Raw genomic sequence first — 15469 nt, 5'->3', positions numbered from 1 at the left:
GTGTGTGTCCTGGTATTGCCTATACGCCCATTAGCGGGCTTGCGTTGCCTGTTTACCCGTCAACCAAACTACGCATGCCCGGTATTATTACAAATTCCGAATATACCGCTGCCCACCAAGAGCCCGCATCTGACGGGAAATCTGACGGGTACGGCGCTGAATATAACTGGATGGATTGCTGATAGAGAACAAACGGGGGTTAGGCAAAACCGCAGCGATACGGGCGGCTTCACTGCGGCTGAGCGATGACGCCGGATGTTTATAATAACGAACCGAGGCCGCTTCAAGACCAAACGTCATCGGACCTGTTTCGGCTACATTCAGGTATACTTCCAGAATACGCTTCTTGCCCCATATCAATTCGATCAAAGCCGTAAAATATACCTCCAGCCCTTTCCGGATGTAACTGCGGCCATTCCAGAGAAACACGTTTTTAGCCACCTGCTGCGAAATAGTACTGGCTCCGCGCGGTCGTTTCCGGTACTGATTTTCCTTGATAGCGTCCTGAATTTCGTCAAAATCAAACCCCCAGTGGGTCGGAAATGCCTGATCTTCCGATGCGACTACAGCCAGCGCAGCTTCCTTACTTAGCTCATCGTAGGACCGCCATTTCTTGTACACATGACTATTCTCGTCGGTACCCATAGTGTCGATCCAGCGGGACACGATAAGGGGCGTAACCCAAACGGGTACGTATTTCAGCACAACAACATAACCGATCGATCCGAAGAAAAGCCAGAGAAATGCCTTGACGCAGAACCAGTAAACCCGTTCCAGCAGGGGCCGCTCACGCATGAACCGGCGAGCCTGTTGCCAGCGGCCCGTCTTTTGCAATCGTTGCGACGCTCCGTGCGCTGCCTTTGGCCGGGGGCGGGGCGGTTGAGTCAAATTGCGAAACGAATTAACGGGACGTTGCGGGTTCATAGAAAACGGTCTGTGGCGCGAAAATAAGCGGAACCTGAGTGGAAACGCACGCTTAGGCAAATAACTTACCCAGGAGACTCGTTCCCCTTCCTTCAGCCAACGAACAAGGTAGATGCCACCCGGTCGGCAAATAGTTTACCAGCGTCGGTCAGGCGCAACCGGTCATCGGTATGTACCAGCCAGCCCGAGGCATACATCGTTGCCAGGTCGCGAGCCTGAACATACATAAAATCAGCACCAAGCAACGCATTCAGTTCGGCCACAGCGCATCCCCATATCGTTCGTAACCCCGTTAGCAGGTACTCGTTTACCTGATCGGCTCTGGTCAACTCCTCAACAGTCGCTGGTACGATCCCCTGTTCGATGGCAGCGATATAACGTGCATTGCTGGCAATGTTGTATTGCCGACTGTGCCCGTTATACGAATGCGCGCTCGGACCGATTCCGAGGTACGGCTGTCGTTGCCAGTAGGCGGTGTTATGACGAGCGTACTGAGCACCCCCACCCGCACGACGGCGGGCAAAATTAGAAATTTCGTAGTGCTCATAGTCAGCGGAGGAAAGCGCCCTGGTCAGTTCTTCAAACTGCTCGGCAGCCAGGTTCTCATCTACGGGTGGTAGCTTACCCTTCTTCTCCCAGCGACCAAAAGTGGTATCGGGTTCGATGGTTAGGGCATAAGCCGATAGATGCGGCACGTTGAGCGCCAGCACATGTGCCAGGTCGGCGGCCCACAGGGATTTCGGGCGGTTTGGAATACCATAAATCAAATCCAGGCTCATATTCTCGAAACCAGCATCCCGCGCCAGCCGAACGCAGGTTTCGGCTTCAGTGGCCGTATGAGCACGATTCATCCAGCGCAGGGTAGCTTCATCGAACGTTTGGATACCAATGCTCAACCGGTTCACATACCGGCGCAGCATTGTCAGCTTTTCCTGTGTCAGGTCGTCGGGATTCGCTTCGAGGGTTATCTCAGCCGGTTCACCAGCCGGGTTGGATGAAACAGTAAAATGGTGGTGAATGGTAGCAAAGATCTGCTCCAGTTCGGGCTCAGTTAATAATGACGGTGTCCCGCCCCCAAAGTAAATCGTATGTAAGACAGAACCAGTCAGATACTCTTTCTGGCGAATGATCTCCGCGCAAATGGCATCGACCAGTACCGATTTTCGACTCAGGTTGGTACTGAAATGAAAATCGCAGTAATGGCAGGCCTGCTTACAAAAAGGGATATGTATGTAAAGGTGCATGAACCAGTAGGACAACAAAGGCGGGCCGGGGGTTCCTTATAAGGTTTTCTCCAGCACAATCGTAAGACCTCGCTTTCCCGCTACAGTTCCGATAATGTCATAGCCCGACCGTATGTTCAGCACGAGCATATGGCGCCATTGATTGTAGGTATGTGTCCGAATAGTATGGTAGCCCTGTTCTTTGCACCAGTCGTGTTGCTGGCGCATCAATTCTGCGGCTATGCCCTGCCCCCGGCAGGACGGGCTAACACAACCCAGCCAGCTATAGAAATGACCGGGCTTTTGCTCATACCCTAGTTTACAGCCAACGACCTGATTATCGTCAAGCGCCAGCCCTGCCAGTACCGGGGTCCGAACCTGTTGGTAGGCTATTTCAGCTAAGATTTCCGGCTCGGTCAGTGCAGGAAAAACCTCAACCAGTAAGTTGAGCGTCGCGCTGAGCAAGGGGTCCGGTGGCAGCCCCAGATAAGTTTGGTAACGAATAGGCATCAGATGATAAAGTCGCTGGCTAGACCAGACGTACAGAAATCAGTCCGGGCACTTCTTACAGCGTTTGCCCTTTTTGTATTTCTTGCAACATGATTTCAGTACACATTCGTGACCGATAAACGGATTGACTTGACCGGGTAATTTGGCAATTACTGTATTGACGGTTTCTTCTGTACGGTTGAACCCACTTTCCATTGACTGCACATTATGTTCAGTACAAAAGTAAAACTATTTAGACTTATTAAAAATAATAAAGCAAGAAGTTTTATGCTGGCTATAAACCGTTACCTCACTTCGCTCGATCGCTTCCGCGATTATGCCCCATTTTTACTTCGGCTAGCCTTTGCCTACGAGCTGTTTGATGCGGCTGGTCATACGGCTCTTCATCCGGCAGATGGTATTCCGGGCTACGCCAGTTGGTTACAGGAACTCGGGTTCCCGTTCCCGGTCTTCAGCGCCCTGCTGTCGGCCTACACCGAATTTTTCGGTGCCCTGCTGATGGCACTGGGCTGGAAAACGCGCTGGGCTGCGCTGCTACTGGCTATCAACTTCATCCTGGCCATTGCTGTGGGCCATGTTGCCATTGCCGATACGTACAAGAATACGTTTCCAGCTATCAACCTACTGGCCATGAGCTTTTTTCTGCTGCTCAATGGCCCCGGAAAGCCATCCATCGATGAAGGCCTGTAGCCATTAAAGCAATCGTTATCAGAACCTCCGGATAGGGCAGGTTTTATTCCTTAATTTCGCCGGTCAGGTATAGCTGCACCTGACCCGAAATATCGACCCGATCTCCGTTGAGTTTGCACTTCAGATAACCACCCCGCGCCGAAAGCTGCCTGGCGATAAGCTCCTCTTTACCAAGCCGTTCGGCCCAGTACGGCACCAGGGTTGTATGAGCTGAACCGGTTACGGGGTCTTCGTCGATACCCGACTGCGGCCCAAAAAACCGCGAGACAAAATCGACACCTGCCGTATCACGGCTATCGCCTTCTGACCGGGCAGGAGCTGTAACAATAATACCCCGCGCCGGCACCGTAATCATCTCCCGAAAATCAGGCACCAGTGCTTCGATCTGCTCCTGTGTTTCATAGACGAGCATATAATCAGTTTTACCCTTGAATACCACCTGTGGTTTTTCAGTAAAACTAGTCAGTAAGGCAGGGGGCTGAACATACGCCCGTTGTACGGTATCTATAGGAAAATCGAGCGTGAGCCAGCCATCTTCGCCCCGGCAAACTTTCAGCAGGCCACTGCGCGATGTAAAATAAATCTGATCGGTGTCTGGCTTCTCTTCCAGATAAAAAATGACATGCCCGGTAGCCAGTGTCGCATGGCCACACAAATCGACTTCAACCGTCGGGGTGAACCAGCGAATGTGATACTGGGCATCCTCATCAGCTTTAACGTAGAAGGCGGTTTCAGCCAGATTATTCTCAGCAGCAATGTGTTGCATTTGTTCGTCGGGGAGCCAGTTGGTTAGCGGAACAACAGCAGCCGGGTTGCCAGCAAACAGCCGGTCGGTGAACGCATCGAGTTGATAAAGGCGCATGAAAGGTTTAGGCTAGGTGTTTAGGAGATTAAAGACGGTCTCGTTGAAGCTTGTCAACGACGGAATTTTATAGGTGGCAATATCGAATTTCGGGTCTTCACGTTCAAATTCGGCGGGAACGGCAACAGCGCGCATCCCGGCCGAGTGAGCCGAAATAAGACCGCTACCCGAATCCTCGAATGCAACGCAATCGGCTGGCTCGACCCCTAGCTTCCGGGCTGTGCCCAGGTACACATCCGGTGCCGGTTTATTACGGGCCTCCAGCGTAGCCGAATGCCAGAGTGTTAACAGCGGCCGAATGCCAATCCGGTCTACCACCACTTCGATGAGGCTCATGGGCGAGGCTGATGCGATAGCCGTTGGGATGCCGCGCTCGAAGAAAAAGGTGACCGCATCTACCGCCCCCGGCATTGGCTCGGCCAGGGAAGCAACCCGCTCATGAACCGACTCGGTTATCGCATCGGCCAGTTGCTGGTTACTCCGCCCGGATGCATCCTGCACCGACCAAGGCAGGCGGGCATACCAGTAATTCACCACATCCAGAATAGGCAAACCTGTCGTCTGCTTGCACTCGTCGTCGGTTAGCATCAGGCCAACCGATCCAAAAACGTCGCGTTCGGCAGCCCGCCAGTGTGGTTCAGAATCCACCAGGAGGCCATCCATATCAAATATTGCTGCGTGTATCAAAGCCGATTTATAAGTAGTAACTGTATACCGTATATACGGCATAAGCGGCATAGGTGTTCAGATGATTCGGGCGAAACTACGTATATACATCTATACATTCAAACTCCCAACCACTCGTTCCACCAGGTTTGCCTGTTCTAAACATCAGCCCGGCGGAAGGGCTTAACGTCAATTTTATCCCACACTCCCTGCACAATGTAAGGATCGGTTTTCAGGTAAGTGTCCAGTTGAGCTTCAGACTCCAGATCGAGCAGCAGCATGGAACCAATCATCTGGCCATCGGCATCGAGCAGGGCTCCGCCCAGTATAAACTGGCCATTTGCTTTCAGCTGGCGGACATAATCGAAGTGAGCCGGGCGAGCAGCCATACGCCGGTCGAGGGCGTTAGCATCCGTGTGATCGTACGCGTGGATAACGTATTGCATGGAATTAGACTAGGGTTTCGTCGGACAAGATACTTCTTTAGCAACAAAAAAATCCGTTCGGCCACCATTCCGTTCCGCATCTTTAACCAGTGGTATTGCACAGCCCGTAGCCATGGTCAGGGAACAGCGTCCAGATCAACGGACGAGACTACTGAAGCAGCTGCCAACGTTTGCATGAAGACGTGCCGGGATGCGTTTAACAGTCGAATCTGGCTTTATATTTCAGCCGTAGACCAAAGCGATCTGCCGTTTTCTTCCTAATTTCCGGCTCGTTCTTCCCTACGTTTAAATACCCCCTTCATGAATTGTTTTGTTTACTGGCCGCTAGCTCTGATAGCGAGTTCGGCGTTTGCCCAGCCCACGCCCAAAACCACTCAGCCCTCTCTCACTATTGAAACGATCATGCAGGACCCCAAAGACTGGATTGGTACATCACCATCCAATCCGTTCTGGTCCGATGATGCCAAAACGCTGTATTTTAGCTGGACTCCGGTAACTACGGGCGCTACAGAAAAAGCCAAAAGTGATTCGCTCTATAAAGTAACCTTTACTACGGGCCGGGGTAAATCACGAGTAGCCTCCTCCCCCATTAAAGTAAGTCCGCTCGAACGGCGTAATTTGCCAGCCCCCACCGGTGTTTATAACCGCGCCCATACCCAGCGCCTGTTTGAGCGGCAGGGCGATCTGTTCCTGCTGGACCTGGCCTCGATGAAGGTCCGTCAACTGACCAATACCGTTGAGCCAGAAATGGAGGCCCTGTTTGCGGGCGACGAGCAAAGCATTGTATTCCGGCGCCCCGGCTCCAACCTGTTCAGCATTCATTTGTCGACCGGCCAGCTCGCTCAACTAACCGATTTCCGGCCGGGTGCCAACGCAGATGCGTCCGGTGCGAAGCTTACCGATGAGGAAAAGTTTTTGAAACAGGATCAACTGCGACTATCGAGTGTACTGGCCGAACGTAAAGCCAGAAGAGAGGAAGGCGAGCGTATCAGCAAAGCAGACCGTCCTAAACGGCCTAAACCCATTTATCTCGACGGTAAACTGTTATTCAATCCGCAGACAAGTCCCGATGGTCGTTTTATAACCTATCGGCTGACCAAAAGCCCTACCAATGCTAAAATAGCGCAGGTGCCAAACTACGTGACCGAGTCAGGTTACACAGAAGAGCTATCGGCCCGTATCAAAGTCGGGGCTCCCTTGCCAACCCATGAGTTCTTCGTGTATGACATTGCCCGGGATACCGTTCGGGCAGTCAGTCTGAAAACGCTGCCAGGCATCTCAGATAAGCCGGACTATCTAAAGACAAGTAGTACAGCCAAACCGGATACAACGAAGAAAACACGTTCGGTTGTCGTTAGCGGTCCGGTCTGGTCGGCAGATAGCAAGCTTGGCGTTGTCGTGGTGAGGTCTTTGGATAACAAAGACCGGTGGATTTGCCGGCTCGATCCTGAAACGCTGGCCCTTACCGTTCTGGATCGGCAACACAACGACGCCTGGATTGGCGGGCCGGGGATCGGCTCCACCAACGCACCGGGCAGCATGGGTTTTCTGGCCGATCAGCAAACGCTTTGGTTTCAGTCTGAAGCTACCGGATACGCCCATCTATACACTGTGAATGTGTCAACCGGAGAACGGAAAGCGTTGACGAGTGGCAAATTTGAAGTGCAGCAGGTTCAGTTGTCGAGCGACAAAACTCAGTTCTTTTTACAAACCAATGAAGTTCATCCCGGCGAACAGCATTTTTACCGGATGGCCGCCAGCGGTGGTGAACGGATCCGGTTAACATCGATGACCGGCGCGAATGATGTAACCCTATCACCCGATGAAACCCAGATGGCTATCCGGTATTCGTCGAGCAACCAGCCATGGGAATTATACGTCGCCCCACTCAGTGTAGAATCCAGGGCAGTAAAAAAACGGTCATCCTCCGCCGTGTCTGTCTCCTCAACTGGTAGCACGCCCGTAAAACTGACCAGTTCCCAGACAGACGCCTTCAAGGCTTACCCCTGGCGCGAACCAGCCCTGGTTACCATTCCCGCCCGTGATGGGCAAACCATCTACGCCCGGCTCTACAAACCGACCAGTGGCGGCACCGGAAAAAGCGTGGTGTTTGTCCACGGGGCCGGGTATCTACAGAATGCGCATAAATGGTGGAGTCAGTACTTCAGGGAGTATATGTTCCATAATCTACTGGTCGACAAAGGCTACACGGTTCTCGATATCGATTACCGGGCCAGTGCAGGCTACGGCAGCGAATGGCGTACGGGCATTTACCGGCACATGGGTGGCAAGGACCTCGACGACCATGTCGATGCGGCAAAGTGGCTCGTGCAGACGCAGGGTGTAGACGCAAAACGAATTGGTATCTATGGTGGGTCGTATGGCGGCTTTATCACGCTGATGGCCATGTTTACGACACCAGACGTGTTCAAGGCCGGAGCTGCCCTGCGACCCGTCACCGACTGGGCGGCCTACAACCATCCCTATACGGCCAGTATCCTGAACGAACCTCAGGCAGATTCTCTGGCTTACAGACGTTCATCACCCATCAACTTCGCCGAGGGTTTGAAAGGCCACTTGCTCATCTGCCATGGCATTGTCGACGTAAACGTGCACGTGCAGGACGCTATCCGGCTATCGCAACGGCTTATTGAACTCAAAAAAGAGAATTGGGAGATGGCACTTTATCCCGTTGAAGACCACGGCTTCGTAGAACCCACCAGCTGGATGGACGAGTACAAACGGATTCTGAAACTATTTGACGAACGCCTGTAAACGGGCGAAGGGAACAAAAAACGGCTACGAAATAGCCGTTTTTTGTTCCCTTCGGAAATGATATAGTTAATAAAAGAGCCCCCAGTCATCGGGCGCATCATTGTCTTTATCGAAGTTATTGACCCATTCCACAAATAGAAGCCGGAACTGCTCAATTTCTTCGCGCAGAACATTTAAATAGGCCGTCTGCGCCAGTTTTTCGGCTTTGCAGTAGGAGGTTTGGGCGAGCAGTTCGCGGGCATGCATTTTAATGATGACAGCGTTCTCCATCCGCAGCGTGTACAAATCCCCTCCCTCTGCTCCAACAATTTTGGGAGCCAGCATCATGGCATTGGCGAGCATCTGCTCATGCATCATCAGCACATCTTCTTCCTTATTGATGGTCTCGACAATTGCCTGCGTCAATTCCATAAGCTCATTAGCTTTGCGCAGTATGGGCAGATTTTTGATTCGCCGGTTCTCAGCTTCCATTTCTGCACGGGCCTCCTGCGGGTCGTAATCCTCATCGAAGCCATCCCAGTCCATGAAGTTATCGTCGTCGTCCTCGTCGTCAAAGTTCATTGCGCTATGGCGAAGGGGTTGAACACCTTCTTATGGACAAAGTAAAACAAACCAATACCAAAAACAAACGATTCTGCCCGAATTCTGCCCGCCTACCCTGCTGAACTCAGCCCAGAACCCCCGATGATCGATCCGCTTTAAGCTACCACACGCGATTCATATTGGTAAGGCTCATCCAGGTACGGGTAGCCCGCAGAATGAATAATGTAGGCACCACCATATTTTTAGGATTAGATAAACGAATAGGTTTAAAAAAAGCATAAATTAGTGCCATAAGGTCACTAAAACCTACTGACTTTATCTACTTTATCCAACATGACTTTACGTTTACGAACATTCGCGTTGCTGGTAAGTATCTCTGCCATCACCTATCTGTGCCCACTTGAAACGGTTGCCCAAATCGATGTTACCTACCCGGTAAACCGGATGGTCATTCAGCGTAGCAATGATAATCAGGCAACTGTGCAGATTGCCGGCAGCTATGCCCAACCACTGGATGCTGTTGAAGCGCGTATGGTAGCCCGCGTGGCCAGCCAGGGTACCAGCACCAACTGGGCAACGTTACAAGCCAACCCCACCAACGGCCAGTTCAATGGAACGGTGGTAACCCGGGGAGGCTGGTATCGGATAGAAGTACGGGGAATGCGTAATGGGCAGGTCGTTGCCACCGACAGTGTATCTCGCTTTGGTGTGGGTGAGGTCTTCGCCATCATGGGCCACTCCAACGCCCAGGGGTCCAGTTGCGTCATCAACGGGGTCGATAAGTGTCCAACCATGGAAGGGGCCGCCGACGACCGCGTTACGGTGGTAGGCCTGGTTACCGGTACGCCCGAATTTTACCAGTATGAGTTGACCGCCGATACAAAATACATTCCCGGTCTCGCCTTCAGCCAGTTGATGACATTCAGCGGCATCTCACCTTTTGCCAAAGTGTCCTGGTTTTGGGGACGCATGGGAGACCTTCTGGTCCAGCGGATCAACGTCCCGGTCCTGATTTATAATGCAGGTTTCGGTGGGACCAACATGGAACATAATTATAAGGCAGCCTACGACATTCCGTTCGAGCATGGTTTTGTCAACTATTCTATTCGGATGCCGTTTGTCAACACGCGTAATATTATGAACCTGTATGTGCCGTCAACAGGCATCCGGGCCATGCTGCTCAACCACGGTGAAAACGACCGGGGCAACCCTACCGACCAGATCCTAATGCATCACTATGGGGTGATCGACAAGGTAAAACAGGAATTCAACAAGCCGGATCTGGCCTGGATCATTGCGCTTTCTTCCTTCGTTAGCGGGCCTTTCGATAATGTACGGTCGGCGCAGTATCAGGTAGCTCGTAACCCGAACTACCGTACTTATCCGGGCCCTGATCTCGACAACATCACGGCGCTCGACGACCGGCCCGATGGTATTCACTATTCGCCTTCCGGTCAGGCCAAAGCGGCCGAGCGATGGGCCAACGCCATTACCAATGAGTATCTCCAGTCTATTACGCCTTACATGGCCCAGACGCAGCCATTAGCCAGTATTGCCTGTACAAATAACAATCAGCTCCAGCTTACACAACCAGATGGATATGCTTACAACTGGAATACCGGCAGCACGAACCGAAACCTGACCGTTGGTGCAGGCACCTATTCAGCCCGGATTCGCAATGGACAGAATCAACAGTTTTTCCCGCCAGCGATAACGGTTCCTGCCACCGTACGTCCAGCGACTCCAACGCTTACCACGGCGGGGGGGGCGCTGGAAATCTGCCGATCCACCGGCCTGACGCTAACCTCCAGCAATCCGGACCTGAACAAGTGGAGCACTGGGGCAACAACACCTTCGATTACCGTTACTTCACCCGGCACGTACACTCTCCAGGCCCAGAATGCCGTATATGGATGCCTCTCGGATGCGGTTTCTAAAACGATCAGTTTAGCCGGTGCCGACTTGTCTCTGTCGATGCGCGTTAGCCGACGCACACCTGTCGTTGGCGATACGATCACATTTACCCTGATGGTACGCAATGAGAGTAGCTGCGACGCCGGTGCCGTAACCATGCGCAACCGCCTGCCCGATAACCTGACCTTTGTATCATCGGCCGATGGTCTGGCGGTTGCCAATGGTATCGTAAGCGGCACAGTAGCCGCTGTTCCTGCCGGCGGGCTGGTCAGCCGTCGGTATGTTGCCCGTCTGACGGCATCGGCTGTTTACCAGAACGCGGCCGAACTCGCCGTGGCTACCAACCCCGATCCCGATAGCCAGCCGGGGTCAGGCACCGGAGATGGGCAGGACGATGCGGCCATGGCTGACCTTCGCACGAAAGGGACGGGTACTCCGGGCTTTTATGTATCGCCCAACCCGAACCAAACACCGTTGCCCCCTGTGCAGGACAACCAGCCTGACCCCACCCCGGATAAAGCCGACCTGAGTCTGACTATGCTAAGCGACCAACGCACGTTACGCATAGGCCAGGTCGTTACGTTTACACTGACTGTCTCAAATGTTGGCAGCTTACCCGCCACTAATGTTGGGGTGCGCAACAGCTTACCCGCCGGATTACAATTTATTTCAGGCTCGGGAATGAATGCCACTGGACAAATCGTAAGCGGCTCCATTCTTTTGCTAGCGCCCGGCTCCAGGACAACGCTAACGTTTACAGCCAGGGCAACAGCCAGTGGCTCAGTCACGAATGAAGCCCAGATCAGTGCTTCAGATCAGCCTGATCCGGACTCCACCGTCAACAACGGAACAGATAAGGGTGAAGACGACGAAGCCCAAACGGATTTGCGGATTTTAACACCCTGACAGAGCCAGTTTGCCTGGCCAGAAGGTCATCAACCAAAGGCTTTTTAAGAAAACAGGCGTACAAACCGAACAAAAACGGGGGTAACCTGTATATTTGTTGGGCATACACTCTGCTTTCCCACTGTTAAGAATGACATATTGTTTAGGTATCAAAGTCGCGTCAGGGTTGGTTGCTATCGCCGATAGGCGCCTGACTTCAGGTACGGAAGTGTCATCGAACCGAAAAATGTCGGTTCATGAAGTCGAAAATCACTCCCTGTTCATCATGACATCGGGCCTGCGCTCCGTGCGTGACAAAGCAATTACTTATTTCAATGAAGTACTAGCTGAACGCGACCGCTCCTTCAACAAGCTTTATAAAGCCGTCAATGCGTTCGGCGAACAGGTGAAACGGGTAGCGCAGGAAGATAAAGCCTCGATTATAGCCGGTGGAATGCATTTTAACCTGAACGCTATTGTTGGCGGGCAACTGGAAGACGACGAAGAACACAAACTGTATATGCTCTACCCCGAGGGTAACTGGGTAGAGGTCGATCAGGGATCGCCCTTCAAGATTATCGGAAACTCCGGTTATGGCAAACCGCTGCTGTTCCGCAACCTTTCGTACGAAACCAGTTTACAGGAAGCGCTCAAGATTGGCTTCCTGGCGTTCGATGCCACCCGCGTTAGCGCTAATGACGTAGATTACCCGCTGGATGTTGTTGTGTATCCCAAAGACAGCTTCCATATGACCGAATACCGACTCGAAAAGGAAGATATGGACGAGGTATCTCACCAGTGGAGCGCTCTGTTGAGCAACTCAGTCCGTAAATTACCAACCTACTGGATGGACCCAATTTTTGACAAAGTCAAAAGCCGGGTTTAATGGACATTACAACCCAAACGAATGATGAATGATAAGCGATGAATGCTTACGCGTTAACTTATTCATCGTTTATCATTCATCATTTACCATCCTACTATGCACCTCCACGTTCGGCACGAATCCGAATACACGTACAACTACCCGGTTGCGCTTGGTCCGCAAACCCTGTATTTGTATCCGCGGGCTTATCCCTATCAGCGGCTTCTGGCGTATGAACTGACCATCGACCCCCTGCCATCCCGTATTGTTCGCAATATCGATGTGGAAGGCAACGTGCAGCAACTGGTCTACTTCAACCACCCCACCCGGCATCTGAGCGTGACGGCAGAGATGGAACTCCAGTCCGATGAGTTCAACTCATTCGATTTTGTCCTGTTTCCTTTTGATACACAGCGGGTGCCATTTCACTACCCTAAGTCGGTAGAAGATCTGTTACAACCTTACTTACAGCAGGTTGGTGTATCGGAGAAAGTAAGAAAATGGGCAGAGGAAATTGCCCTTGGAGCCGACTGGCAAACGACGGCTTTTTTAATGGCGCTGAACCAGACCATCCGGGAGTTTACCTACGAAGTGCGCGAATTAGGAGCGCCTTTTCCTCCCGAGCAAACCCTGACGCTTTGTAAGGGCTCCTGTCGTGACTACACCACATTATTCATTGCTGCCTGTCGGAGTTTAGGCATTGCAGCCCGCTTCGTTAGTGGCTATCTACTTGGAAACCCGCAGCAGGAACACCAGCTCCATGCTTGGGCAGAGGTTTATTTACCCGGTGCCGGCTGGCGCGGCTTCGACCCAACAGAAGGGTCTGTCGTTGTAAACCGGCATATCTTTCTAACCTCCACCGCCAAACCAGAACTGGCGGCTCCTATCAGCGGAACCTACAGCGGTCGTGCCACCTCGACACTCCGGTCTGACTTGACGTTTCTGTAATATACGTCGGGATAAGGAGCGGCCGTTTGTGAACTCAACCGGCAAATTTTCCATTTTCTGACCGTTGGCAACTATCTTTGTGACGTTATCTGAATACTTACCTAACCCATCAGCGTGGCATTAATTAAGTCTATTTCCGGAATTCGAGGAACGATTGGAGGGCGCAGTGGCGATGGACTGACGCCACTAGATGTGGTGAAATTTACGGCTGCTTTCGGGCAGTGGCTGCGACAACGTAACCCTACCCGGCAAACCGTTGTGATCGGGCGAGATGGACGATTGTCGGGCGAGATGGTCTCCAAGTTAGTAGCAGCAACTTTACAGGGCATTGGCCTGAACGTAATCGACCTGGGTCTTTCTACCACGCCGACCGTTGAACTGGCAGTTACGGGTGAAGGAGCATCGGGAGGCATTATCCTGACGGCCAGTCATAACCCAATTCAATGGAACGCGCTTAAATTACTGAACGAGACAGGTGAGTTTATTTCGGCTCAGGATGGGGCCGACGTGCTCGACATCGCTGACGCCGACGCGTTCGATTTTGCAGAAATTCGTAAACTGGGTTCGTATCAGACCGACAATACCTGGCTCCAGAAACACATTGACCAGATCCTGGCGCTATCCCTGGTAGATCGTGATGCCATAGCCGCTCGTAATTTTCGGGTAGTCGTCGACGCCGTTAATTCTACGGGTGGTTTGGCGGTCCCACTGTTGCTGGAGGCACTGGGCGTTGAGCAGATTACCAAACTACACTGCGAACCAACAGGAAACTTTGCCCATAACCCCGAACCTCTTCCCGAAAACCTGCGCGACATCATCAAGGAAATGGAGAAGGGGTCTGCTGATCTCGGGATTGTCGTCGATCCGGACGTCGACAGACTGGCCCTTATTTGCGAAGATGGTTCACCCTTTGGCGAAGAGTATACGCTGGTAGCCGTGGCCGACTACGTCCTCAAAAACGGTAAGGACACCCCCGGCCTGTCTGGCAACACGGTCTCGAATCTATCGAGTACCGTGGCCCTGCGTGACGTTACCCAGCGACACGGTGGTCAACACTTTGCGTCGGCGGTAGGCGAGGTAAATGTTGTTGAAATGATGAAGGCAAATAACGCCCGTATCGGGGGCGAAGGAAACGGCGGCATCATTTATCCCGAACTGCACTATGGCCGCGACGCGCTGGTGGGCATTGCCCTATTCCTGACGCATCTGGCCCGATTTGGTAAGTCGGCGTCCATGCTTCGCCGGACATATCCAAACTATTATATTTCCAAGAACAAAATTGAACTGACGCCAGACATCGACGTTGATGCCGTTCTGGAGCGGATCAAAGCGAAATATGCCCGAAACCCGATCAACACCATAGATGGGGTTAAAATTGAATTCAATAAGGAGTGGGTTCATTTACGCAAATCCAACACGGAACCTATCATTCGTATCTACTCCGAATCGGAGACGTTAGCCACCGCCGACCACCTGGCCAGCAAGATCATCAGTGATATTCGGGAAGTCATATCCGAAAAACGCTGATTCATACGTACCTGATCCGAAAGGCCGACCGATGAAGTTTCATCGGTCGGCCTTTCGTTTATACAGCATTTTTAGTTTTCCTGACGCCTATATTGAAAAGTTGTGTGAGTGGCGTTTGCCCCCACTATGTAGAAAAACCTACTCAACTCTCACCTGGCCATTTTTTAGTCTATCGTTACCCGGGCAAACAATCGACTAGAAATCAATAGCTTACCAGATCAATCAGTATGTGGCACAGTTTTTAGACAATGTATTGAGTAATATCAAGACAACGATTAAACTAACACTAGAACTCATGAGCTTCTTCAAAGGACTATTGACAGGGCTGGCTATCGGTTTACTAACGGCTCCCCGGAGCGGTAAAGAAACCCGTGATAAATTGACCACCGGTGCAAAAGATTGGCAGGATCAGATCAACGAAGGATTCAACCAACTGAAAGATCAGGTCGATCAACTGACAGGTCAGGCCAAGGAAACGGTTAACAAATACACGGGTAAAGCAGAGAATGCCTACAACCAGTATAAAGAGGAAGCCGAGTACAACAGCGATCAGACCAAGTCAGATTATAACGACGGAGTTGACGACGCTGCCGATGCCGCTAAATCTGGTATCAACAAAGCGGAAGACGCTTTCAAAGTGAACTAAGTAACAGATTGCTTTTTGATTTACTCAACATCATGAAAAAGTGGG

General features: G+C 51.9%; 14 protein-coding genes. 7 read left to right on the top strand and 7 right to left on the bottom strand.

Translation table 11 applies throughout. The features are described 5' to 3' along the window. Nucleotides 1–87: 87 nt before the first annotated feature. The 3 genes from mtgA to FH603_RS18550 all read right to left on the bottom strand — a co-directional run bounded on the left by mtgA (nucleotide 88) and on the right by FH603_RS18550 (nucleotide 2657). Nucleotides 88–924 carry a monofunctional biosynthetic peptidoglycan transglycosylase gene (gene mtgA / locus FH603_RS18560; RefSeq protein ID WP_186739143.1) on the bottom strand — a complete coding sequence of 279 codons (837 nt, stop codon included), beginning with the start codon at nucleotides 922–924 and terminating at the stop codon, nucleotides 88–90. A gap of 92 nt (nucleotides 925–1016) precedes the next feature. Beyond that, complete coding sequence (hemW, locus tag FH603_RS18555; RefSeq protein WP_186739142.1) at nucleotides 1017–2168, bottom strand: radical SAM family heme chaperone HemW; 1152 nt, start codon at nucleotides 2166–2168, stop codon at nucleotides 1017–1019. Between the two features lie 36 nt (nucleotides 2169–2204). Next, nucleotides 2205–2657, bottom strand: a complete 453-nt coding sequence (locus FH603_RS18550) for a GNAT family N-acetyltransferase (protein ID WP_186739141.1) — start codon at nucleotides 2655–2657, stop codon at nucleotides 2205–2207. Nucleotides 2658–2924: 267 nt separating this feature from the next. Between FH603_RS18550 and FH603_RS18545 the strand changes: the two genes are divergently transcribed. Then, nucleotides 2925–3347, top strand: coding sequence for a DoxX family protein (locus FH603_RS18545; RefSeq protein ID WP_186739139.1), 423 nt, complete (start codon nucleotides 2925–2927; stop codon nucleotides 3345–3347). Nucleotides 3348–3390: 43 nt separating this feature from the next. Here FH603_RS18545 and FH603_RS18540 read toward each other — a convergent pair whose 3' ends face one another. The 3 genes from FH603_RS18540 to FH603_RS18530 all read right to left on the bottom strand — a co-directional run bounded on the left by FH603_RS18540 (nucleotide 3391) and on the right by FH603_RS18530 (nucleotide 5321). Beyond that, nucleotides 3391–4209, bottom strand: a complete 819-nt coding sequence (locus FH603_RS18540; RefSeq protein WP_186739137.1) for a PhzF family phenazine biosynthesis protein — start codon at nucleotides 4207–4209, stop codon at nucleotides 3391–3393. Nucleotides 4210–4221: 12 nt separating this feature from the next. Further along, complete coding sequence (hxpB, locus tag FH603_RS18535) at nucleotides 4222–4938, bottom strand: hexitol phosphatase HxpB (RefSeq protein WP_186739135.1); 717 nt, start codon at nucleotides 4936–4938, stop codon at nucleotides 4222–4224. 95 nt (nucleotides 4939–5033) lie between these two features. Next, nucleotides 5034–5321 (bottom strand): YciI family protein, encoded by a 288-nt coding sequence (locus tag FH603_RS18530; RefSeq protein ID WP_186739133.1) that lies wholly within the window; start codon nucleotides 5319–5321, stop codon nucleotides 5034–5036. A 300-nt stretch (nucleotides 5322–5621) separates the two neighbouring features. On the opposite strand from FH603_RS18530, the gene FH603_RS18525 reads away from it, so the two are divergent. Continuing rightward, a complete protein-coding gene (locus FH603_RS18525) occupies nucleotides 5622–8096 on the top strand; it encodes a S9 family peptidase (RefSeq protein ID WP_235985448.1) in 2475 nt (824 codons plus the stop codon). Between the two features lie 66 nt (nucleotides 8097–8162). Here FH603_RS18525 and FH603_RS18520 read toward each other — a convergent pair whose 3' ends face one another. Beyond that, the gene (locus tag FH603_RS18520; protein ID WP_080241076.1) at nucleotides 8163–8657 is read right to left on the bottom strand and encodes a hypothetical protein; all 495 of its coding nucleotides are present in this window, start codon (nucleotides 8655–8657) and stop codon (nucleotides 8163–8165) included. Between the two features lie 315 nt (nucleotides 8658–8972). Between FH603_RS18520 and FH603_RS18515 the strand changes: the two genes are divergently transcribed. From FH603_RS18515 to FH603_RS18495, 5 genes are all read left to right on the top strand, one after another. After that, on the top strand, nucleotides 8973–11459 hold the full coding sequence (locus FH603_RS18515; RefSeq protein WP_186739131.1) for a DUF11 domain-containing protein: 2487 nt from the start codon (nucleotides 8973–8975) through the stop codon (nucleotides 11457–11459). Nucleotides 11460–11589: 130 nt separating this feature from the next. Further along, a complete protein-coding gene (locus tag FH603_RS18510) occupies nucleotides 11590–12324 on the top strand; it encodes a proteasome-type protease (protein ID WP_186739130.1) in 735 nt (244 codons plus the stop codon). A 96-nt stretch (nucleotides 12325–12420) separates the two neighbouring features. Further along, on the top strand, nucleotides 12421–13251 hold the full coding sequence (locus FH603_RS18505; RefSeq protein ID WP_186739128.1) for a transglutaminase family protein: 831 nt from the start codon (nucleotides 12421–12423) through the stop codon (nucleotides 13249–13251). A gap of 114 nt (nucleotides 13252–13365) precedes the next feature. Then, entirely contained in the window at nucleotides 13366–14778 is a 1413-nt protein-coding gene (glmM, locus tag FH603_RS18500) for a phosphoglucosamine mutase (RefSeq protein WP_186739126.1), read from the top strand. 295 nt (nucleotides 14779–15073) lie between these two features. Beyond that, nucleotides 15074–15424, top strand: a complete 351-nt coding sequence (locus FH603_RS18495) for a YtxH domain-containing protein (protein WP_186739125.1) — start codon at nucleotides 15074–15076, stop codon at nucleotides 15422–15424. Nucleotides 15425–15469: the final 45 nt, after the last annotated feature.

The organism is Spirosoma utsteinense, assembly GCF_014282275.1.
GTDB classification, from domain to species: domain Bacteria; phylum Bacteroidota; class Bacteroidia; order Cytophagales; family Spirosomataceae; genus Spirosoma; species Spirosoma utsteinense.
The sequence above is the reverse complement of the archived record's forward strand: the minus strand, read 5'-3'. Positions and strand labels throughout refer to the sequence as shown.

Coding starts and splice junctions, on each gene's coding strand:
- FH603_RS18520 (WP_080241076.1), bottom strand. CDS start 8,657: ATGAACTTTGACGACGAGGACGACGACGATAACTTCATGGACTGGGAT.
- FH603_RS18515 (WP_186739131.1), top strand. CDS start 8,973: ATGACTTTACGTTTACGAACATTCGCGTTGCTGGTAAGTATCTCTGCC.
- hemW (WP_186739142.1), bottom strand. CDS start 2,168: ATGCACCTTTACATACATATCCCTTTTTGTAAGCAGGCCTGCCATTAC.
- FH603_RS18525 (WP_235985448.1), top strand. CDS start 5,622: ATGAATTGTTTTGTTTACTGGCCGCTAGCTCTGATAGCGAGTTCGGCG.
- FH603_RS18505 (WP_186739128.1), top strand. CDS start 12,421: ATGCACCTCCACGTTCGGCACGAATCCGAATACACGTACAACTACCCG.
- FH603_RS18545 (WP_186739139.1), top strand. CDS start 2,925: ATGCTGGCTATAAACCGTTACCTCACTTCGCTCGATCGCTTCCGCGAT.
- FH603_RS18510 (WP_186739130.1), top strand. CDS start 11,590: ATGACATATTGTTTAGGTATCAAAGTCGCGTCAGGGTTGGTTGCTATC.
- FH603_RS18540 (WP_186739137.1), bottom strand. CDS start 4,209: ATGCGCCTTTATCAACTCGATGCGTTCACCGACCGGCTGTTTGCTGGC.
- hxpB (WP_186739135.1), bottom strand. CDS start 4,938: ATGCCGTATATACGGTATACAGTTACTACTTATAAATCGGCTTTGATA.
- mtgA (WP_186739143.1), bottom strand. CDS start 924: ATGAACCCGCAACGTCCCGTTAATTCGTTTCGCAATTTGACTCAACCG.
- FH603_RS18550 (WP_186739141.1), bottom strand. CDS start 2,657: ATGCCTATTCGTTACCAAACTTATCTGGGGCTGCCACCGGACCCCTTG.
- FH603_RS18530 (WP_186739133.1), bottom strand. CDS start 5,321: ATGCAATACGTTATCCACGCGTACGATCACACGGATGCTAACGCCCTC.
- FH603_RS18495 (WP_186739125.1), top strand. CDS start 15,074: ATGAGCTTCTTCAAAGGACTATTGACAGGGCTGGCTATCGGTTTACTA.